Source organism: Microbispora sp. NPDC049633 (assembly GCF_040675265.1).
Taxonomy (GTDB): domain Bacteria; phylum Actinomycetota; class Actinomycetes; order Streptosporangiales; family Streptosporangiaceae; genus Microbispora; species Microbispora maris.
Genome location: NZ_JBFAOO010000015.1, coordinates 1 through 21303, shown reverse-complemented (window position 1 = coordinate 21303; position 21303 = coordinate 1). Strand labels below are relative to the sequence as shown.

Below are 21303 nucleotides of genomic sequence, written 5' to 3'. Positions count from 1 at the left end.
CTCGCTCACCTGTCGTGGACGGTGACCACGTACCCGTCGGGATCGCTGAAGGAGAACGTCCGGCCGAACGGCCCGTCGACCGGCGCGGACACGATCGGCACCCCGGCCGCGGCGAGCTCGTCGTGGAGCCGCTGGGCGTCGTCGGCTTTGAACCACAGCGCCACCCCCAAGCCGGGACGCGGAGCCTCCTCCAGGTCGACGCCGGGCAGCGGCTCGCGCACCGCGAACGGGATGGGCGTGGTGGCGAACACCACGGCGTGCGGCGGTCCCGCGGGGTCACGCCGCAGCCCGAGGCGCTTCTCGTAGAACGCGGCCGCGGCCTCCAGGTCACGGACCTGCACTGCCACGAAGTCCACTCCGGTGACGGTCATGATTGCCTCCATTGTCAGAGCTTTGACATAGAGGACTGTATGTCAGAATGTTGACATGAAGCAAGAGAGCGATGGCACGGACCTCGGGCGCCTGGTGGGCTACCAGCTGAAGAGGGTCCAGGCGGCGCTGCGCTCGACCATGGACGCCGCTCTGCGCCGCCACGACCTGACCACTCCGCAGTACGTCTGCCTGGAACTGCTCGACCAGCGGCCGGGGCTGTCCAACGCCGAGCTGGCCAGGGACGCCTTCGTCACCCGGCAGTCGATGAACGTGTTGCTCCGCAACCTGGAGGACGCCGGGCTGGTCGAGCGGCCGGCGTCCGCGCCGCAGGGCAGAGCCCTGCCCACCACGCTCACGGCCGAAGGCAGAGCCCGGCTCGGCGCCGCGCGCGGCGACGTGTTCGAGATCGAACGGCGGATGACCGCCCACCTCGACGCGGAGCAGGCCGAGCTCCTGCTGGGCCACCTGGAGCGGATGACCCGCGCTCTGGAGGTCCGGTGACCGCCCACAGCCGGAAGCGCTCGGGCAGCCGCGTTCGGGGAGCGTCTACTCTGACGTCAGAGTAGGGTGATGCTGGTCACGTGGTTCTCCCGGCCGGCGCGCCGCCCCGCGGCACCCCGCACCCCCGCGTCACGGCCACCGGGAGGCCGGGGATCCAGGGCGGCCCGCACGGGGGCTTCCTCCGCGGCGGTCCGCCGGCACCGGAGACCGCACGTGCAGAGGGAGGACGATGTCCGTCTACCGCGTCAGGATGTACAGCGGGTTTCAGCGCACCCTCACGGCCGACCGCGTCGTCGTCAACGGCGACAACGTCTGTTTCGAGCGGAGCAGGAACGGGTCCTGGGTGGCGGCGCTCCAGGTGCCGGCCCAGCTGGTCACCCGGGTCCGCCGGCGGTGCGTCCATGCGGACGGCACGGTCACCTGGAACGTCGAGAGACCGGGGCCCAGCACCTACTGACCGGGACGCTCATTCCCGATCACAGCCGTCATTGCTCACCAACCTTCCGTGAGAGTAGAGTCTGCCCCGCTTGCGGTGGGACTCCGCTTCGCCGCGTGCCGCCCATCGCAGGCGTCAACGCCACCGCACGGCCCGCCCGGCCCTTCCCCCTCGCCGGGCGCGCCGTCGCGGTGGATCCCGGCACGCGAAATCCCCGCGAGAGGTATGGTCACCGAGGCGTTCAGCGGACTGTGCCGCGGAACGGATCCCTCACGCGAGGGGAGGCGGCGGCACCGCGCACGCGCGGGGGGCAGGAAGGGTGAGCGGAGCGATGCCTGAGGGTCTGGTGCAGATCGGCGAGGTCGCCGAACGGCTCGGGCTGTCCCTGCGCACCATCCGCCACTACGAGGAGGTCGGCCTGATCGTGCCCGCCCGCACGCAGGGGGGCTTCCGCCTCTACAGCGAGGAGGACGTGCAGCGCCTGGCGCTGATCAAGCGGATGAAGCCGCTGGGGTTCACGCTGGAGGAGATGCGCGACCTGCTGGAGATCACCGACCGGCTGGCCCGCGGCGACGACGACGCCGGCCTGCTCGCCCGGTTGCGGCTGTTCGAGAAGGCGGTGGCCGAACGCGCCGACAGGCTGCGCGAGCAGCTCGCGATGGCCAGGGAGTTCGCCGAGCAGCTCCGCCGCCAGCGGGTCGACGCCCCGAAGCCCGCGGCCGTCCGGACCGCGTCCGGGTAATGGTTCGTTATACGGATACCCGCCTTCGCCTTGGGGATAGCAAGCCCCAGGCCAACCCGCATAGCCTGCGGTAAGTGACGCTCTTTCCGACCGTATGGCGTGCCACGTGCGGAGCAAAAGGGGCGCTTCTCCACGTGAGTCCGCCGCGATGGTGACCAAGGAGCACGACACGATGAACTCGCAGACCATGGACCGCATGGACGTCTCCGCGGCCGAGGCGGTCACTTTCGTATACACGTGTCCGGTGCCGCACTCTCCTGAGGCGGTCAGCGGCGTGCGGCGACGCGCGCTCCGTGCGCTGGTGGCCTGGGGAACGCCCGGGGCCGCCGCCGAGGAGGCCATGCTGGTGATCTCCGAGATGGTGACCAACGCCGTCCTCCACGCCATGCCGCCGGCCGAGCTGCGGCTCTTCGTCTACGCCGACGGCGACCGCCCGGTCATCCGGGTCGAGGTCACCGACGCCGGGGCGGCGCCGGTGTGGCCGGGGACCGAGCCGTCTCCGGACGAGAGCGGGCGCGGCGGCGTCGTCGTCGACGCCCTCGCCATCCGGCACGGCTCCCTGACCCGTCCCTCCGGCACCACCACGTGGTGGGCGGATCTGCCGGCCCGCTGAGCCGTACGCCCGCCCTCAGCAGTGACGCAGGGTCTCCGAGGGAGACTCCCCGAAACGCCGGCGATAGGCGAGGGCGAACCGCCCCAGGTGGACGAACCCCCAGCGATAGGCGACGTCGGTGACCGAGGTGGTGCCCGGGTCCCGGACCGCGAGTTCGGCGTGGACCCGATCGAGGCGCACCTCCCGCAGATAGCTCGTGGGCGTCGTCTCCAGCTGACGCCGGAACCCCTCCTGAAGCGCCCGCGCGCCGACGCCCACCGACTCGGCGATCTCCTCCACGCTGAGCGGTTCCGCCGCCCTCGCCTCGATGAGGTCCACGGCCCGTTCCACCGCCGTCGGCGCGACACGGGGCTGGCCGCCCGACAGCGCCTCGCTGTAGTTGCTGGGCTGGGCCAGCAGCAACTGCGTCATCAGCAGCGCCTCCAGATGCCTGAGCGCGACGGGCTGCTCCAGCATGGCGCCGCCGGTCTCCGCCTCCCGCCTCAGCAGGTCGACGACCGAGAGCCATGATCGGACAGGGGGCCGGGTCAGGTCCATGCCGAGGGAGAAGGTCAGCGGCCTGCGCGGCGCGCGCCCCATGAGCTTGCAGAGATGGGCTTCGAGCGCCGCTCGATCGAGACGGGCGATCAGCGACGCGTGCCCGGGGGCCCAGTGCATGGTCATGGGCCGCGTCAGCGACAGTACGGAGGCGAGCTCGGGCGTCGACACGATCCGTTCGCGGCCGTGGGACACCTCGGCGGCGCCGATCAGGGGGATCTCGACGAGCAGGTGCTTGTCCAGCGGCTGCGGCGTGATCAGCACCTCCGTGCCGTAGCCGAGCGAGTACAGCCCAATTCCGTCGAACGTCATCCCGTTCATGCGAACGTCGAGGCGGATCTCCGGATCCACCGGGCGCAGCCCGTGGTCGCCGAGGTCGTTGCCGACCTTCGTACGGGCCTCGTCGACGTCGTGCGTGCGCACCCGCCGATGCGTGGCGAGTGGTAGCGGCTGTTCGGCCATATCGCCTCCCCGAGTGGGCAGGCCCCCCGTTCCCGCAGGTGGCGGGCGTGATACAAGCCTATGCGCGCAGGCCACGCGGGCGGAACGCGGCCACGGTGAGAACCTGGCCGGGTGATCGCCTCCCCGTCCTACCGGGCGGCAGGGGCGGTCGAGCCGCGCACCACGAGCTCCGTGGCGAGTTCGACGTGGTGGGACTCGATCCGTTCCCCGGCCGCCAGGCGCAGCGCCGTACGCACCGCGACGGCGCCCATCTCCCGCAGCGGCTGCCGCACGGTGGTCAGGGGCGGCGAGGCCATCCGGGCGATCTGGGTGTCGTCGAAACCGACGATGCTCAGGTCCTCCGGCACCCGCAACCCCCGCTCCCTGGCCGCCTCCAGCACGCCGAGCGCGATGTCGTCACAGCCCGCGAAGACCGCCGTGGGCGCCTCGGGCAGGTCGAGCAGCGCCGCCCCGCCCGCCAGGCCGTCGTGGTAATGGAAGTGTCCCGTCCGTACGTACCCGGGCAGGACGGGCGTGTCCCCGGCCTCCATGGCGGCCCGGTAGCCGTGCAGCCGGGCCTGGTTGCAGGTCGCGGTGGTCGGACCGCCCAGATAGGCGACACGCCGGTGGCCCAGCGCGAGCAGGTGCTGCGTCGCGGCCAGGCCACCGGCGAAGTTGGTCGAGCCGACGCTGATCACCCGGGTCCGCGGCAGGTTCAGCGGGTCGATCACGACCAGGGGCAGCCGCGCCCGGGCCAGCGCGGCGAGCTGCCCGGAGGTCAGCTCGCCGGTGACGGCGACCAGCGCACGCCGTCCGGCCGCGACCAGGTCGCGCGCCCACCCCGCGGTGCGGTCGGCGTTGCGCCGGATGCTCACCACGACCGCCACGTCGAGATCGGCCCCGGCCTGCACCGCGCCCTGGACGATCTCGGTGGAGTACGCGTTGAGGTCCGCGTCGAACTCCACCTCGATCGTGTCGGGCGCGGGCTCACCCCGGCGCTGCGGCGGCGCGACGTAGTCGTGCTGCTCCAGCAGCGACAGCACCAGGGAACGGGTCTCCGGCGCGACGTCGCTGCGACCGTTCAGCACCTTCGACACGGTCGCGACCGACACCCCCGCGGAGGCCGCGACCGTGGCGAGAGTGGCCCGCCTACGACTGGGCGGCATCTGTTCCTCCCTGCTCGGGACCCGCCGCCGGGCGAACCTCCGCGGGGGTGACCAGCCGCCGGCCGCGGCCGACGTGGCGCAGCGGGCCGGTCAGCCGTACGCGGCCCCGGCACGGCAGGTCCGACGCGGAGGTGCCGACGAACACCTCGACGTCTCCGGGCTCGACGATCCGGCGCAGGTCGCGGCCGGTGAAGGCGGTCCTGTCCGCGTGCACCGCGAAGGTCGCCCGCGCGCTCTCGCCGGGCTCCAGGCGCACCCGGGCGAACCCGGCGAGCTGCCGCACCGGCCGGGTCACCTGGGCGAGCACGTCGTGCAGGTAGAGCTGGACGACCTCCTCACCCGCCCGGCCGCCGGTGTTGCGCACGCGCACCGACACGGTGAACTCCCCGTCGGTGGGCACCTCGTCGCCGCTGATCTCCAGGTCGTCGACCTCGAACGTCGTGTAGGACGTGCCGTGGCCGAACGGGAACAGCGGCGTCGGGTCGAGGTTGCTGATGCCGTGGCTGTCGGAGCCGAGCGGCGGCTGCAGGTAGGTGCCCGGCTGCCCGCCCGGGTTCCGCGGGATCTGCACCGGCAGCTTCCCGCTGGGCTGCACCCGGCCCGACAGGACGCCGGCGACGGCCGCCCCGCCCTCCTCGCCCGGCATGAACGCCTGGACGAGCGCGGCGGCCCGGTCGCGCACCCGCCCCAGCGCGTACGGCCGGCCCGACACGACGACCACCACGACCGGCGTCCCGGTGGCGGCCAGCTCGATCAGCAGGTCCTCCTGCGCTCCGGGCAGCCGCAGGTCCTCGACGTCGCAGCCCTCACCGGAGGTGCCGTTGCCGAAGAGCCCGGCGAGGTCGCCGACGACGGCCACGCACAGGTCGGCCTCGCGAGCCGCCCGGATCGCGGCGTCGAAGCCGGAGCGGTCCTCGTCACGCCAGTCGCAGCCCCGCTCGTGGACGATCTCGGCGTCCGGCAGCTCGGCCCGCAGCGCGTCGAGCAGGCTGGGGGCCTCCAGGCCGAGGCCGAGCCCGGGGTAGCGGGGCAGCACGTGGTTGGGGAAGGCGTAGCAGCCCATGAACGTGCGGGGGTCGTCGGCGCAGGGCCCGACCACCGCCAGCCGCCGCGGCCCGGTCCGCCCCTCGCCCAGCAGCGGCAGCGCGGTTCCGGCGTCGAGCAGCACGATCGACCGCTCGGCCAGCTCCCGGGCCAGCGCCCGGTTGTCCGGCGAGTCGAGGTCCACGGCGTCCGCCCCGGCCACCGACTTCTCCGGCGTCCAGTCCGGGTCGAGCAGCCCGAGTTCCACCTTCTGGGTGAGCAGCCGGCGCGCGGCCCGGTCGATCAGCGACTCCGGCAGCTCACCCCGCCGCACCCGCTCGGCCAGGTGCTGGCCGAAGCCGAGCGTGTCGGGCAGTTCGACGTCGAGGCCCGCGGTCAGCGCGAGCACCCCTGCCTCCTCGTGGTCCGCGGCGACCTGGTGCATCTTCGCGAGGAACGCGATCGCCCAGTAGTCCGAGACGACCGTGCCGGTGAAGCCCCACTCGTCGCGCAGCACCTCGGTCAGCAGCCACGGGTCGGCGGCGGCGGGGACGCCGTCCACGTCGGAGTAGGAGTTCATGACCGAACGGGCGCCGCCCTCGGCGATGGCGGTCTCGAACGTCGGCAGGATCATGTCCATCAGCTCGCGCCTGCCCATGGGCACCGGGCCGTGGTTGCGGGCCGCGCGGGAGGCGGAGTAGCCGGCGAAGTGCTTGAGCGTGGCGATGACCCCGGCGCGCTCCAGGCCGCGCACGTAGGCGGCGCCGAGCGTCGCGACGAGGTACGGATCCTCGCCGATCGTCTCCTCGACCCGGCCCCAGCGGTAGTCGCGCACCACGTCCAGCACCGGCGACAGGCCCTGGTGGACGCCCACGGCGCGCATGTCCCGCCCGATGGCGGAGGCCATCCGCTCCACCAGCTCAGGGTCGAACGTCGCCCCCCAGGCGATGGCGGCCGGGTAGACGGTCGCTCCGTAAGTGGTGAAACCGGTCAGGCACTCCTCATGCACCAGCGCCGGGATGCCGAGGCGGGAGTGCTTCACCACCTCCTGCTGCAGCCGTACGACCTCCGCCGCGCCCTCCGCCGCGGTCACCGGAACGCTGCCGAAAACCCGCGTCAGGTGGCCGAGACCGTGACGTGCCGCCTCCTCGATCGGCACCGTCCCGGAGGCGGCGAAAACGTCCTGCATCGGGGCGACGTTGTGCGCGCCGTCAGGCTCCACCTCCTGCTCGGGCTGCATGTCGTTTCCGATCCACCGGCTGCCGAGCTGGCCGATCTTCTCCTCAAGGGTCAGTTCCGCGAGGAGGGCCTCGACCCGGTCGGCCACAGGAAGTGCCGGGTCCTGCCACGCCCGGAGCGTCCCGTCCGCCGTTTGCGTCCGATCTGGGGCCGTCATCTGCTCTCCTCAAGATGTTTCGAAACATTTCGGCGTCTGCGGCGATTTCGCGTTCAGTGTTTCATTCCGATCAAGATCGCCCGGTAGACGCCTGTTCGCCGGTACTTTACACACGCCGCACGCTGAGCTGGAGGGGTCGTGAGAGCGCTCTTGACAGTCAGGTACCGCAAATCTAGATTGGCGTGCCACGCGGCTTGTGTCGAAATGTTTCGAAACGAGCTGAATTCAAGAAGGAGTGGACAGTGGCACCGGGGTGCCGATCCACATCGCCCCCCGCCGCGTCCGAGTCGTTTTCAAAGCCGCGGCCAGCCTCGGCATTCGACGTACGGAGATCAGCGTGGAGTCCAGGACACCATCCCGCCGCAACTTCCTCAGCCTTTCGATGGGCCTCCCCCTCGGTGCCGCGTTAGCGGCCTGCGGCACGTCCGGCCCGGCTCCGTCCGGCGGAGGTGCCTCGGGCGGCGCCGCCGGCGGCAACGGCGGCGGCGGGGGCAAGGCCAGCTACTGGTTCCTCCAGGGCCCGCCCGGCGAGGCTCCCCGCACCGCGGCCGTCGAGCGGTTCAACAAGGCCAACCCCAACGGCCAGATCGCGATCACCACGATCCAGAACGACGCCTACAAGACGAAGATCAAGACCGCGATCGGCGCGAACCAGGCGCCCACCATCATCTGGGGCTGGGGCGGCGGCGGTCTGCGCAGCTACGTGCAGGCCGGCCAGGTCGAGGACCTCACCTCGTGGTTCGGTGAGAACGCCGCCGTCAAGGACCGGCTGTTCCCCGGCGCTTTCGGCGCCGCGACGATCGACGGCAAGATCTACGCGATGCCGTGCGAGACCGTGCAGCCGATCGTGCTGTTCTACAACAAGAGGGTCTTCGAGAAGGTCGGCGTCCAGCCGCCGCAGTCGTACGGCGACATTCTCGAACTGGTGAAGAAGTTCAACGCGGCGGGGATCGCGCCATTCTCGCTGGCCGGCCAGTCGCGCTGGACGAACATGATGTGGCTGGAGTTCCTCTTCGACCGCATCGGCGGTCCCGAGGTGTTCCAGGCCGTCTTCGACGGTGAGAAGGACGCCTGGAACAACCCCGCCTCCATCGAGGCCCTGACCAAGATGCAGGAGCTCATCAAGGCCAACGGCTTCATCAAGGGCTTCTCCTCCGTCACCGCCGACTCCAACGCCGACCAGGCGCTGCTGTACACCGGCAAGGCCGCGATGATGCTGCACGGCAGCTGGTCGTACGGCATCCAGCAGGAGCAGGGCGGCGACATCGTCTCCAGCGGCGGCCTCGGCTGGATGAACTTCCCGGGTGTCGACGGCGGCAAGGGCGACGCGAGCAACACCGTCGGCAACCCCGGTCAGTACCTGTCGATCTCCTCCAAGGCGACGCCCGAGGAGAAGGAGATCGCCAAGAAGTTCTTCGCCACCGGCGTGCTCGACGACGCAGAGCAGAAGCAGTGGGTCGAGACCGGCGGTGTGCCGATCGTCAAGGGCTCCGACAAGCTGTTCGCCGGCTCCAAGGACGCCGAGTTCCTGAACTTCGTCTACGGCGTCGCCAGCAACGCCAAGGTCTTCGCCCAGTCGTGGGACCAGGCGCTCAGCCCGACCGCGGCCGAGGTGCTGCTGGACAACATCGCCAAGCTGTTCCAGCTGTCGATCTCGCCCCAGCAGTTCGCCACGAACATGAACGCGGTCATCGGTAAGTAAGCATGTCCGCTATCACTGCTCGAAGGACGTCGTCCGCCGTCGCGCCCGAGGCGCGCGGCGGCGGCGTCCTGCCGTGGCTGGCTCTGCCGGCCCTGCTGGCCTTCGTGGCCTTCGCACTGATTCCGCTGGTCGGGGTCCTGCTGCTCAGCTTCACGTCCTGGGACACCCTGGGCGAGATCAAGCTGACCGGGCTCGACAGCTGGCGGGCCGTCCTCACCGACCCCGGCCTGCCCCACGCGCTGTGGGTCACGTTCCTGATCATGCTGCTCTCCTGGGCCTTCCAGACCCCGGCCAGCATCCTGATCGGAGTGTTCCTGGCGGGACGGCAGCGCTACCGGGAACTGCTCGCGGTGCTGTACTTCATCCCGCTGCTGCTCAGCTCGGCGGCCATCGCGATCACCTTCAAGGCGCTGCTCGACCCGAACTTCGGACTCGGCGCCGGACTGGGCATCGATCTCCTCGTCCAGGACTGGCTCGGCGAGCCCGGCCTCGCCTTCGGCGTCGTCATCTTCGTGGTGTCGTGGCAGTACATCCCGTTCCACTCGCTGCTCTACCAGGGCGGCGTACGGCAGATTCCGCGTTCGCTGTACGAGGCCGCGGAACTGGACGGGGCGGGGCGGGTCCGGATGTTCTTCAGCATCACGCTGCCCCAGCTCAAGTACACCATCATCACGTCCTCCACGCTGATGGTCGTCGGCTCCCTGACCTTCTTCGACCTGATCTTCGTGCTGACCGAGGGTGGTCCCGGCGACGCCACCCGCGCGCTCGCGCTGGACATGTACAAGCGCGGCTTCCAGGCCAACCTCATGGGAGCGGCCTGCGTGATCGGTGTCATCCTCGTCCTCGTGGGCCTCGCCCTGGCGCTGCTGCTGCGCCGGCTTGGCGGGCGTGACCCCCAAGCCAGTCAGTTGGAAGGGGCCTGACCGTGACCGCGACCCACACCTCGAGGGCAGCCAACCGCGCCGGAGCGTCCGGGGCGCACGGACGCCGGCCGGCGAAGAGCCGGCAGCGCCCGAACTGGCTGGGTGGGCTGGTGGGCTGGCTCTGGCTGGCCGTGGTGATCGTCCCGATCTACTGGATCGTGATCACCAGCCTCAAGACGCAGTCCAACTACTACGCGACCAACCCGCTCGCGCCGCCCTCGGATCCGACGCTGGACAACTACCGGCTCGTGATCGAGATGGACTTCCCGCTGTACTTCCTGAACAGCATCCTCGTCGCCATCGGCACGGTGATCCCGTCGGTGCTGTTCTCGTTCATGGCGGCGTACGCGATCGTCCGCAGCGGGGGCGCCGGCCGCTTCCTGCGCGGGGTGAACTCGCTGTTCCTCATGGGCCTGGCCATCCCGCTGCAGGCGACGGTCATCCCGGTCTACCTGCTGATCATCAAGCTGCACCTCTACGACTCGCTGACGGGACTGGTCCTGCCGTCGGTCGCCTTCGCGATCCCGCTGTCGGTGCTGGTGCTGTCCAACTTCATCAGGGACGTGCCGAAGGAGCTGTTCGAGTCGATGCGGCTCGACGGCGCGACCGAGTGGAAGACCCTGTGGGGTCTGGCCTTCCCGCTCACGCGACCGGCCGTGGTGACGGTGTCGATCTACAACGCGCTGCAGGTCTGGAACGGCTTCCTGCTGCCGCTGATCCTCACCCAGAGCCCGGACAAGCGAACGCTGCCGCTGGCGCTCGCGGCGTTCCAGGGTGGGCCGTACGGCGTGAACGTGCCCGCCGTGCTCGCCTCCGTCGTGCTGACCATCGTGCCGATGCTGGTCCTCTACGCGGTCGGCCGCCGTCAGCTGCTCAGCGGTCTGACCGCCGGTTTCGGCAAGTAGGCCGGGACCAAGAAGGAACGGCCTCACGCTCCGCCGTACAGACGGCCCATGTCGACGAGTTCGACATCGGGCCGTCTTTCGGCGTACCGGGCCAGTGCGTCCGAGAATCCGGGACGGGCGAACAGAAGGGTCTTGAACGGGCGTCTTTCCGGGGCTACGCTCACGCCACAACTATTAGGAAACTTTCCTAAGCGAAGGGAAGGCCACGCGACCGGCCGTCGTGTCACCCGACGCCTCCTCGCGGACGCCGATCGGCACCCCGGAAGGACGGCACTGATGAAGAAACGGCTCCTCGGCGCGTTGTTACTCGCGCTGGGTCTCTGTCTGGCAGGGGTCGGGACCGGCCCCGTTCCCGCGTCGGCGCAGTCCACCGCGGTCCTCGCGTACGCGGCCTGGGCGCCGAACACCTGGTACGCCGTGGGCACGCGGGTGACCTACAACGGCGCCGACTACGAGTGCGTCCAGGCGCACACCTCGCTGACGGGATGGGAGCCGCCCATCGTCCCCGCGCTGTGGAAGGCACTCGCGGGCGGGGGCGGCGACACCACGGCTCCGAGCGTCCCGGCCGGCCTGCGGGTGACCGGCACCACCTCGAGCAGCGTGTCGCTCGCGTGGAACGCCTCGACCGACAACACCGGCGTGACCGGCTACCAGGTCTACCGCGGCTCGCAGCTCGTCACGACCGTGACGGGCACGACGTACACCGACGGCGGCCTGGCCTCGGGCACCACCTACGCGTACACGGTCAGGGCACGGGACGCGGCGGGCAACGTGTCGGCGGCGAGCGCCGCCGTCTCGGCCACGACCGGCGCGGGCACCGGCACGCCCGGGCAGCCCGGCGCCCCCCGGGTGACCGGCAGCTCCGACACGTCGATCTCGCTGTCGTGGACCGCCTCCGGCGGGACCGTGACGGGTTACCGCGTCTACGAGGGCACGACCCAGCGGGCCCAGGTCACCGGCACCACCGCGACGATCGGCTCGCTCGGCGTCTGCACCGCGCACACCTACACCGTCAGGGCGTACAACTCGGCGGGCGAGTCCGCGGCGAGCGCCGCCGTCACCGGCACGACCACCGGGTGCTCCTCGGGCGGGGCGCTGCCCCGGCACATCCTCACCGGCTACTGGCACAACTTCGTCAACCCGGCCGTCGAGCTCAAGCTGTCGCAGGTGCCGCGGGACTACGACGTGGTCGCGATCGCGTTCGGCGAGGCGACCAGCACGCCGGGCCAGGTGAGGTTCGCCCTCGACCCCGGCCTGTCCACCGCCGTCGGCGGCTACACCGAGGCCCAGTTCAAGGCCGACGTGCAGGCGCTCAGGCAGCGCGGCCAGAAGGTCATCCTCAGCGTCGGCGGCGAGGCGGGCCACGTGCAGGTGGCCGGTTCGGCGGCGGCCACGGCGTTCGCGAACTCGGTTTACTCGATCATGCAGACCTACGGGTTCGACGGCGTCGACATCGACCTGGAGAACGGCCTGAACGCCACCTACATGGCCCAGGCGCTGCGCGAACTGCGGGCCAAGGCGGGCTCCGGGCTGATCATCATGATGGCTCCGCAGACCATCGACATGCAGTCGACCGGCATGGAGTACTTCAAGCTCGCGCTGAGCATCAAGGACATCCTCACCGTCGTCAACATGCAGTACTACAACTCCGGCGCGATGCTCGGCTGCGACCAGAAGGTCTACAGCCAGGGGTCGGTGGACTTCATGACCGCGCTGGCCTGCATCCAGCTGGACAACGGCCTGCGCCCCGACCAGGTCGGCCTCGGCCTGCCCGCGGGCCCCGGCGCGGCGGGCGGCGGCGTCGTCTCGCCGGCCGCGGTCACCAACGCGCTGAACTGCCTGGCTCGGCGCACCAGCTGCGGCTCGTTCGTCCCGTCGCGGACCTACCCGGACATCCGCGGCGCGATGACCTGGTCGATCAACTGGGACGCCTCGAACAACTGGAACTTCTCGAAGACGGTCAAGCCGTTCCTCGCCACCCTTCCCTGACGCCCTTCCGGAACACGCGGACGCCCCGCACCCGAGTGCGGGGCGTCCTGCACCCCCTACTAGGGCCGACCTCCCCCTACACGTTCTCGCGCGGCACGCGCGCGGCGTCGGTGCCGTGAGCACACCGGAGCCGACGCCGTACCGTGACGCTCGGATCAGCCGAACGTCCCCGATGGTGGACCGGGAACAGCCCGACGTCACAGACGGGTGTCCCTGCCACCTGGAAACCCGCCGGGGCCAGCCCTCATCTTTACAGCGGCACAGGCGTCCGTAAGCGAGGTTTCGATCAGCAGGGGGTTCTCATGGAAGATCGCCCTAGATCTTCGCGTGCTCTGCCGCATGCCGGCGGGTTCGACGACGTCACCGGCGAGCTCTACGCACAGGTGTTCGCGTCGCTGCACCGCAGCGACCAGCGCCGGAGGGCACAGCAGTACGTCCAGGGACTGCTTTCGGTCCAGGGACGCAAGTCGATGCGCGGCATCGCGGCCGTCGTCGCCGGCGAGAGCGCCGAGCAGAACCTGCACCATTTCATCAGCTCGTCCACGTGGCGGTGGCAACCGGTCCGCCAGGCGCTCGCGCGCTACCTCGACCGGTCCGTCGCCCCCCTGGCCTGGGTCGTGCGATCCGTGGTGATCCCCAAGGCGGGCAGGCACTCGGTGGGGGTCCAGGAGCGGTACGTTCCCCACCTCGGCCGGGTGGTCAACTGCCAGCAGGCGCTGGGCGTGTGGCTCGCCTCCGAGGAGGCGGCCTGCCCGGTGGACTGGCGCCTGGTGCTATCCGGCGACGGTGGCCGCGACACACCCTGGCCGCGTACGACGTCCGTGCGGGGCCGCACCGGCGTCTGGACTCCGGAGGCGTGCGCCCTCGACTCCGTCACCGGCATGGCGTCCACCTGGGGGATCACCCGCCGTCCCGTCGTCTTCGACGGCCGGGAGGTGGACGCCGCACGGCTCGCGGGACGGCTGGCCGCCGCCGGACTGTCCTTCCTGGCCCGGATCGACGGGACGACGCCCCTGGCCGCGGCGGACGCCGGCCCGGCAGGGGGCGGCGGCACACCGGTCCCGGCCCAGCGGCTCGTTCAGTCCGTCAAGAGGACGGGACGTCCCGTGGGATGGGTCGACCACTCAGGGGATCTCCATCGCGTCAACCTGGTCGCGACGATCCAGGTGACGCTCCCGGTCGCGGATCCGTCGGCCCGCGCGGCGGCGCTGCCGGCACCCGGCCCGCGACCGCTCCTGCTGCTCGCCGAGTGGAACGACGCGCGGCGCTGGCCCACTCGTCTCTGGCTCACCGACATGGCCGGGGCCTCCCCCGGCGCGCTGTTGCGCCTGTCCCGGCTGATCCGGCGGGTGGACAAGGACTTCTCCGAGGTGTCCGACCACGTCGGGATGCGCGACTTCGAGGGCAGGTCCTACGAAGGGTGGAACCGCCACACCACCCTGGCGTCGATCGCGCACGCCGCCTCGATGCTCACCGCGGCCGACATCCGCTCCACTCCGTACGCGGAGGAGAAGTCGGCCTGATGACCTTCCCCCACCGATCACCTGGCCCGGCTGAGCACGTTCCTGGCCCGGTGGAGACGCAGGGCGAGCTGGATCTCCAGCGACCGGGCCGGCTCCTGCCAGTCGGGTCCCAGCAGGTCGCCGATCCGTTCCAGGCGGCGGGAGACCGTGTTCGGGTGGACGTGGAGGACGGCGGCCGCCCGGGTCGGGCTGCCCGCGGCGTCGAAGTGCGCTTCGAGCGTGCGCAGGAGGCTGGTGCCGTTCTGCGTGTCGTACTCCAGCACCCGGCCCACGGCACGGTCGACGAACCCCGAGACGTCGGGGGTGTCGGCGAGGAGCACGCCGAGGAAGCCCAGGTCCTCCACGGACGCCACGGTCCCGCGCCCCCCGACCGCCGCCACCGCGTCCAGGCAGCGCACCGCCTCCTCGTACGCGCGGGCGATCTCGCCGAGGTTCGAGACGGGGCCGGCCGCGCCGATCGTCACCGGGGAGCCGAGGAGGGGCTCCAGCTCGGCGGAGACCGCCCGCGCGACCGCCCCGGCGTCCGACCCGGGAAGGAGCAGCGTGATCATGTCGCCGCGCCGGCTCTTCAGTCCGCCCACCCGGCTGGCGTACGAGGAGGCCCAGATGAACGCCCTGTTCTGCTGGCCGCGTTGCGGGGCTCCCACGACGATCACGTGCGGGCCGTCCAGGGTGAGGCCGAGCCTGTGGGCCCGTTCCCCCGCCGCGCGGGAGGGACCGGGGGCGGCGAGCAGGTCGTCGAAGACGTCGTCCCGCACGCGGACCTCGGCGATGGAGGAGTTGCTGCGCATCAGTATCAGGACGGCGAAGGCCCGCGCGGCGAACCGCAGGCTCTGCACGCCGCTCTCGTCGAGCCGCTCGACCCCCAGCAGCACCGTGCCGAGGTTCTCGCTGCCGGCGGTGATCGCGTCCACCCAGACGCCGTCGAGAGCGACCGGCGCCCCCGTGGCGTACGCGTTCATCAGCGCGCCGAGCAGCTCGTCCTCGTCCGGCATCGGCACCTCCCCGGCGGCGGCGAGCGTCGTGCCGTCGGCGCCGAGCACCCGCAGCGGGCCTCTGGAGGTCTCGCTGACCAGGGCCGCCAGGGTCGCGACGTCGCCGCCGGAGAGCAGCACGTCGAGAATACGCAGGTGCGCGTCGTTCGCCTGGGAGACCGAGACGACGTCCGCCTTCAACTGGGACATGTCCCATTCGAGCTCGACGACGGCCGAGCGGGCCTCGGCGAGGAGCTGGACCTTCTCGACGGCCGAGGCGGCGAAGTCCCCGAACGCCCCCATCAGGGCCACCTCGTCCGGCGTGAAGTGGCGCACCTGCCGGTCGGCGGCGTACAGCACGCCGAGTGGGGCGCCGCCGTGCCGCAGCGGCACCGCCATCACGGCGTGCAGGCCCTCGGCGCGGATCACCTCGTCGATCACGTCCACGTGGCGGATGCGGTCGTCGGCCAGGTAGTCGGCGGTCCAGAAGGGGGCGACGCTCTCGGCGGCGAGCCGGCCGAGGCCGCCGGAGCGGGGCACCCGGAATCCCACGGTGAAGCCCGTGACGTGCCCGTCGGCGGCGCGGACGTATGCGTCTCCGGCGACGGGGTCGAGGAAGCTGAGGTAGGCCATGTCGAGGTTCAGCAGGGTCCTCGCCCGCCGGACGATCATGGTGAGGAGCGGGTCCAGGTCGTGGATCGCGTGCAGGTCGCGTGCGGCCTCGACGAGCGCGCTGAGCCCCGCCTCGCGCTGCTGCCGCCTGCCGGTGATCGAGTGGATCCGCAGCGCGACGCCCCTGGCGTGGATCAGGGCCTTGAGCTCGGTGGGATCGGCGCCGCCGCGCAGGGCGACGCGGATCAGTTCGTCGAACGCGCTCGGCGGCGCCTCCTGGGCGAGCATCTCCAGCGCTTTGCAGACGTCCGAGGATTGCGGCACCGTCGTCTCGTCCGCCTGCTCGCCTCCGGGCCCCGCGCCTGTGCGCCGGCCGGAATGCGACTCCTGCGGCAGCCGGGGTTCGGTCTCCGAACGGGATGGGGGATATCCGGTGGTCGTCTCCGTACGTGTGATGGCGCCACCATTCACCCATCCACCATGTGTCATGAAATCACCTTATGCGATGTGAAGAAGGGTGGAAGAGTGTCCCGGAAGGACATCCGGCAGTGCCGTAAGACCGCCAGACGAAAGTTCGTCCACATCGCGTGAGGCAGGTAGCAATGTCCGAGGTCCGGGACTACCGACGATCGTTGGAGCGCAGCCACTCGGCGAGAACCCGACAGGATCGGCCGTCCCTATTCCAGATGTACGGTCGCGATTGGGAACTCCTTAATGAGGTATTCGCCCCGATCTATTCTCCTTCTACGGCAATCGCCCTCGATCTGCTCGGTTACACGGGAACGTCGTGGAACTCGCCGCCCGGCTCGATGCTCGAAATCGGCTGCGGAACCGGGCTCATCGCCGTGACGGCCGCACTCCACGGCTGCGAGCGCGTGGTGGCCGCGGACGTCAATCCCCAGGCGGTGCGCAACGCCGCACTGAACGCGGCGAGGCAGGGCGTGGCCGGCACGGTCAGAGCAGTGGAGAGCGACCTTTTCGACGGGCTGGGCGACGAGCGGTTCGAACTGGTTTTCTGGAGCTCTAACTATGTTCTCGCCCCGGACGGCTACGAGTATCGCAACCCCCACGAACGGGCTTATGTCGATCCCGGGTACGCGACCCACCGGCGATTTCTGCGGGAGGCGCCGTCGCGGCTGACCGCGGAAGGCCGCGTCTTGCTGCATTTCAGCAGCAGGGGGGACCAGGAGTTGCTGGAACGCATCGCGAAGGAGAACGACCGGGAGTTGCGCGTGGCCGGCCGCCGCGAGGTGCGCGAAGGCGACCACCTGGTCGAACACGTGCTCCTCGACGTCATCCCCACCTGATCCGGAAGTCCGATCCCGAGCCCCGGAGGGGCAGGGACCGTCTCAGAGACGGCCCCTGCCCCTTTTTCGTACATATCCGGCATTTGTGCCTGACAACCTAATCTGACCAAGTTTGGGTTATTTGACAGAGTATGTGATACGGCTTTGTCCCACGGGTCCCCGGCATCCCACCATTGACGAGGTGGAGATCTTCCACGTGCGTCGAGAGACGCTCACCTACAGACATCGGAGGACTCAGGTGACCATGGACCGGGGTGGACCGCAGCTCATGACGCGGCCTTCCCAGTTGGTCGAAGACGTGGCCGACCTCTGCGAAGCGCTCCCCGCTCTGCACCAGCCCGAGTGGGAGGACGTCTCTAACGTCGAACGGGTCAGGGACGAGCTGGAACGGCTGCCGGCGCTGGTGGAGCCCGGGGACGTCATCGCGCTCAAGGACCTCCTGGCGGAGGCCGCCGGGGGGAACGTGCAGGTCGTGCAGGCCGGCGACTGCGCCGAGGACCCCGCCGAGTGCACGCCGGTGTACGTCGCGCGCAAGGCGGCGCTGCTCGACGCGCTGGCCGGCGCGATGAAGATGAACTCACGCAAGCCGGTGGTGAGGGTGGGCCGGATAGCCGGCCAGTTCGCCAAGCCGCGCTCCCAGCCGACCGAACGCCACGGCGACGTCGACCTACCCGTCTACCGGGGGCACATGGTCAACGGCCCGGAACCCGACCCCGAGCTGCGCCGTCCCGACCCCGAGCGCCTGCTGACCTGCTACCGGGCGGCGAGTGACGCGATGGACATCCTGCGGCGCGTCCACGCCGCCGCGCGGGCCGAGGCGCCGGTGTGGACGAGCCACGAGGCGCTGCTCCTGGACTACGAGATCCCTCTGCTGCGCTACGACGACGAGGGACGGCCGCTGCTCACGTCCACGCACTGGCCCTGGGTCGGCGAGCGCACCCGCCAGGTGGGCGGCGCGCACGTCGCGCTCCTGGCGGGGATCGTCAACCCCGTGGCCTGCAAGGTCGGGCCGGCCATGACTCCCGGCGAGCTGGTGGCACTGTGCGCACGGCTCGACCCGGAGCGAGAGCCCGGCCGGCTCACGCTCATCTCCCGAATGGGCGCCGACCGGGTCGGGATCCTGCTTCCGCCTCTCGTGGCAGCCGTACGCGAGGCGGGCCATCCGGTGATCTGGCTGTGCGACCCCATGCACGGGAACACGATCAGGACGCCGGAGGGACTCAAGACCAGGCTGGTGGAGACCGTGATCCGGGAGACCCTGGGGTTCCAGGAGGCCGTCGCCGAAGGGGGAGGCGTCGCCGCGGGGCTCCACCTGGAGACCAGCCCCGAGGCCGTCACCGAGTGCGCGGACGACGAGGACGCGATCGGCGGCGTGGGTGACAAGTACACGAGCCTGTGCGACCCCCGGCTGAACCCGCGGCAGGCGATCACGGTCGCCTCCGCGTGGCGCGGATGAAACCCGTTCCCCCGCGGATCAACCCGTACCCCCCACCAAGTCCTACAGCGACATGGAGGCCAGGCACATGGAGGGAAAGGTCGCCCTCGTCACCGGAGCGGCGGGAGGCATCGGCACCGCGATCGTCGAGGCGCTGGTGGAGCGCGGCGTCGCCGTGGCCGCGGTCGACCGGGACGACGACAGGCTGGACCTGCTCGTCAAGGACACGGCCGACCTGGACGGACACGTGGCGGCGTTCGCCTGCGACGTCACGTCGAGGGCCGACGTGGAGCGCGTCGTGGACGACGCCGAACGAAATCTCGGGCCGGTGGACTACCTGGTCAACGCCGCGGGGATCCTGCGCCTCGCCGAGGCCGGGGCCCTCACCCGCGAGGACTGGGACATGACTCTCGCCGTCAACGCCACGGGCGTCTTCAACGTCTCCGGTGCGGTGGTCAACCGGATGATCCCGCGCCGCCGTGGCGCGATCGTGACGGTGGCGTCGAACGCCGCGGGCACGGCGCGCACCGGGATGGCGGCGTACGCGGCGTCCAAGGCCGCGGCGGCGATGTTCACCAAGTGCCTCGGTCTGGAGGTCGCCAAGCACGGCATCCGGTGCAACGTCGTCGCCCCCGGGTCGACCGACACGCCGATGCTCAGTTCGATGTGGCGGGACGGGAACGGCGCCAGGGCCTCGATCGAGGGGGTGCCCGAGTCGTTCCGCGTGGGCATCCCGCTCGGCCGGCTGGCCGTGCCCGCGGACGTCGCGAACGCCGTGCTGTTCCTGCTCTCCGAGCAGGCCGCGCACGTCACCCTGCACTCCCTCACCGTAGACGGCGGCGCCACACTCGGCGTCTAGAGAAGGGACGTTCGATGCCCGGCATCCCTACGATCTCGCCCTATCCCATGCCGACGGAAGGCGATCTTCCGGAGAACACGGCGCGGTGGACGGTGGACCCCGGCCGCGCCGTCCTGCTGATCCACGACATGCAGCACTACTTCCTGCGGCCGTTCCCGGCCGGCGAGGCCCCCGTCACCGACCTGCTGCGCAACGTCACCCTGCTGCGCGACGGCTGCGCCGAGGCGGGTGTCCCGGTGGCGTACACCGCGCAGCCCGGCGGGATGACCGACGAGCAGCGCGGCCTGCTGAAGGACTTCTGGGGGCCCGGCATGACCGTGTCCCCGGAGGACCGGCGGGTGGTCGACGCGCTCACGCCGGCCCCGGGTGACTGGGTCTTCACCAAGTGGCGCTACAGCGCCTTCTTCAAGACCGACCTGCTGCGGCTGATGCGCGAGTCCGGGCGCGACCAGCTCGTCGTGTGCGGCGTGTACGCGCACGTGGGCGTGCTGATGAGCGCGTGCGACGCGTTCACCTTCGACATCCGGCCGTTCCTGGTGGCCGACGCGGTGGCGGACTTCTCGCCGCGCTATCACCGGCTGGCGCTGGAGTACGCGGCGGAGCGCTGCGCGGTCGTCACCACCACCAAGAGCGTCCTGGCGGGTCTGTGATGAGCGCCATGGCGACCGGCGCCGATCTCCTGGAGCGGGTGCTCGCGCCGGAACCCCCTCCGTTCGCCGTGCTGCACCGCCCCGAGGCGGCCGGTCCCGGACGGGTCGACGTGCTCGTCGGCGAGGTTTCCACGGCGGGCAGGCTCGCCGAGATTCCGCTTCCCGACGCGTCGGCGACGCCGGGGACGGCCCGGCACGACGTGCTGGTGCTCGTCCCCTATCGCCAGATCGCCGAGCGCGGCTACGCCTGCCACGACGACGGCGAGCCCCTCATCATGCTGAACGTCCGCGAGCAGGCCGCGCTGCCGCTCACCGAGGTGCTGCGCCGCCTGCCGGACGTCCCCACCGACCTGTACGGAGGCCACTTCGACATCGACGACGAGACATACGCGGAGACGGTGCGCGAGGTCGTCGCCGACGAGATCGGGCGGGGCGAGGGGGCCAACTTCGTCATCAAGAGGTCGTTCGTCGCCGGCATCGGGAACTACACGACCGGCAGCGCGCTGGCGTTCTTCCGGCGACTGCTGGAGCGCGAGCAGGGCACGTACTGGACGTTCATCGTGCACACCGGGTCGCGCACCTTCGTCGGCGCGACCCCCGAGCGACACGTCAGCCTGGCCGGCGGGACCGCCGTGATGAACCCGATCAGCGGGACCTACCGGTATCCGCCCTCGGGCCCGGCCCTGCCGGAGGTCATCGCCTTCCTGTCCGACCGGAAGGAGGCCGACGAGCTCTACATGGTCGTCGACGAGGAGCTGAAGATGATGGCCCGGGTGTGCGACTCGGGCGCGCGGGTCGTCGGCCCCTACCTCAAGGAGATGGCCAGGCTCGCGCACACCGAGTACTTCATCGAGGGCCGCACCTCCCGCGACCCGGTCGAGATCCTCAAGGAGACGATGTTCGCGCCGACGGTGACGGGCAGCCCGCTGGAGAGCGCCTGCCGGGTCATCAGGAAGCACGAGCCGGGGGGCCGCGGATACTACAGCGGCGTCGTGGGCCTCATCGGCCGCGACGGACGGGGCGGGTACACCCTGGACTCGTCCATCCTGATCCGCACGGCGGACATCGACCACACCGGCCGGATGCGGATCGGCGTCGGGGCCACGCTCGTACGCGAGTCCGACGCGGCTTCCGAGGCCGCCGAGACCAGGGCCAAGGCGGCCGGCCTGCTGACCGCGCTGGAGTCGCGGGCGGCCG

19 protein-coding genes are annotated in these 21303 nt (G+C 70.8%); 14 read left to right on the top strand and 5 right to left on the bottom strand.

Annotated elements, in window-relative coordinates; genetic code table 11:
* Window positions 1–5 precede the first annotated feature (5 nt).
* Window positions 6–371, bottom strand: a complete 366-nt coding sequence (locus AB0J39_RS06475; RefSeq protein WP_363462407.1) for a VOC family protein — start codon at window positions 369–371, stop codon at window positions 6–8.
* Between the two features lie 55 nt (window positions 372–426).
* On the opposite strand from AB0J39_RS06475, the gene AB0J39_RS06470 reads away from it, so the two are divergent.
* The 4 genes from AB0J39_RS06470 (at window position 427) to AB0J39_RS06455 (ending at window position 2664) form a co-directional block, all read left to right on the top strand.
* Complete coding sequence (locus tag AB0J39_RS06470; protein WP_363462406.1) at window positions 427–873, top strand: MarR family transcriptional regulator; 447 nt, start codon at window positions 427–429, stop codon at window positions 871–873.
* Between the two features lie 229 nt (window positions 874–1102).
* A complete protein-coding gene (locus tag AB0J39_RS06465; protein WP_363462405.1) occupies window positions 1103–1330 on the top strand; it encodes a hypothetical protein in 228 nt (75 codons plus the stop codon).
* A 310-nt stretch (window positions 1331–1640) separates the two neighbouring features.
* Window positions 1641–2051 carry a MerR family transcriptional regulator gene (locus AB0J39_RS06460; RefSeq protein ID WP_363462404.1) on the top strand — a complete coding sequence of 137 codons (411 nt, stop codon included), beginning with the start codon at window positions 1641–1643 and terminating at the stop codon, window positions 2049–2051.
* A 172-nt stretch (window positions 2052–2223) separates the two neighbouring features.
* On the top strand, window positions 2224–2664 hold the full coding sequence (locus tag AB0J39_RS06455) for an ATP-binding protein (RefSeq protein WP_363462403.1): 441 nt from the start codon (window positions 2224–2226) through the stop codon (window positions 2662–2664).
* Window positions 2665–2679: 15 nt separating this feature from the next.
* Here AB0J39_RS06455 and AB0J39_RS06450 read toward each other — a convergent pair whose 3' ends face one another.
* The 3 genes from AB0J39_RS06450 to AB0J39_RS06440 form a co-directional block, all read right to left on the bottom strand.
* On the bottom strand, window positions 2680–3663 hold the full coding sequence (locus AB0J39_RS06450; protein ID WP_363462402.1) for an AraC family transcriptional regulator: 984 nt from the start codon (window positions 3661–3663) through the stop codon (window positions 2680–2682).
* A gap of 128 nt (window positions 3664–3791) precedes the next feature.
* Window positions 3792–4808 (bottom strand): LacI family DNA-binding transcriptional regulator, encoded by a 1017-nt coding sequence (locus AB0J39_RS06445; protein WP_363462401.1) that lies wholly within the window; start codon window positions 4806–4808, stop codon window positions 3792–3794.
* Complete coding sequence (locus AB0J39_RS06440) at window positions 4792–7227, bottom strand: glycoside hydrolase family 3 N-terminal domain-containing protein (RefSeq protein ID WP_363462400.1); 2436 nt, start codon at window positions 7225–7227, stop codon at window positions 4792–4794. The genes AB0J39_RS06445 and AB0J39_RS06440 overlap by 17 nt, the downstream gene beginning before the upstream one ends.
* 337 nt (window positions 7228–7564) lie before the next feature.
* On the opposite strand from AB0J39_RS06440, the gene AB0J39_RS06435 reads away from it, so the two are divergent.
* From AB0J39_RS06435 to AB0J39_RS06415, 5 genes are all read left to right on the top strand, one after another.
* Window positions 7565–8929, top strand: coding sequence for an extracellular solute-binding protein (locus tag AB0J39_RS06435; protein ID WP_363462399.1), 1365 nt, complete (start codon window positions 7565–7567; stop codon window positions 8927–8929).
* A 2-nt stretch (window positions 8930–8931) separates the two neighbouring features.
* A complete protein-coding gene (locus tag AB0J39_RS06430) occupies window positions 8932–9852 on the top strand; it encodes a sugar ABC transporter permease (RefSeq protein WP_363462398.1) in 921 nt (306 codons plus the stop codon).
* Window positions 9853–9854: 2 nt separating this feature from the next.
* Complete coding sequence (locus AB0J39_RS06425) at window positions 9855–10757, top strand: carbohydrate ABC transporter permease (protein WP_363462397.1); 903 nt, start codon at window positions 9855–9857, stop codon at window positions 10755–10757.
* A gap of 276 nt (window positions 10758–11033) precedes the next feature.
* A complete protein-coding gene (locus AB0J39_RS06420) occupies window positions 11034–12746 on the top strand; it encodes a glycosyl hydrolase family 18 protein (protein ID WP_363462396.1) in 1713 nt (570 codons plus the stop codon).
* A gap of 302 nt (window positions 12747–13048) precedes the next feature.
* Window positions 13049–14269 carry a transposase gene (locus AB0J39_RS06415; protein ID WP_363462395.1) on the top strand — a complete coding sequence of 407 codons (1221 nt, stop codon included), beginning with the start codon at window positions 13049–13051 and terminating at the stop codon, window positions 14267–14269.
* Between the two features lie 17 nt (window positions 14270–14286).
* On the opposite strand, the gene AB0J39_RS06410 is transcribed toward AB0J39_RS06415, so the two are convergent.
* Window positions 14287–16179, bottom strand: a complete 1893-nt coding sequence (locus tag AB0J39_RS06410) for a helix-turn-helix domain-containing protein (protein ID WP_363462394.1) — start codon at window positions 16177–16179, stop codon at window positions 14287–14289.
* Between the two features lie 362 nt (window positions 16180–16541).
* On the opposite strand from AB0J39_RS06410, the gene AB0J39_RS06405 reads away from it, so the two are divergent.
* The 5 genes from AB0J39_RS06405 to AB0J39_RS06385 all read left to right on the top strand — a co-directional run.
* The gene (locus AB0J39_RS06405) at window positions 16542–17162 is read left to right on the top strand and encodes a methyltransferase (protein WP_363462393.1); all 621 of its coding nucleotides are present in this window, start codon (window positions 16542–16544) and stop codon (window positions 17160–17162) included.
* Between the two features lie 268 nt (window positions 17163–17430).
* The gene (locus AB0J39_RS06400; protein ID WP_363462392.1) at window positions 17431–18618 is read left to right on the top strand and encodes a 3-deoxy-7-phosphoheptulonate synthase; all 1188 of its coding nucleotides are present in this window, start codon (window positions 17431–17433) and stop codon (window positions 18616–18618) included.
* A gap of 67 nt (window positions 18619–18685) precedes the next feature.
* Complete coding sequence (locus AB0J39_RS06395) at window positions 18686–19456, top strand: 2,3-dihydro-2,3-dihydroxybenzoate dehydrogenase (RefSeq protein WP_363462391.1); 771 nt, start codon at window positions 18686–18688, stop codon at window positions 19454–19456.
* A 14-nt stretch (window positions 19457–19470) separates the two neighbouring features.
* On the top strand, window positions 19471–20106 hold the full coding sequence (locus AB0J39_RS06390) for an isochorismatase family protein (protein WP_363462390.1): 636 nt from the start codon (window positions 19471–19473) through the stop codon (window positions 20104–20106).
* Between the two features lie 8 nt (window positions 20107–20114).
* Window positions 20115–21303 (top strand): chorismate-binding protein (locus AB0J39_RS06385; RefSeq protein WP_363462441.1); only part of this gene is annotated, 1189 nt, incomplete at its 3' end.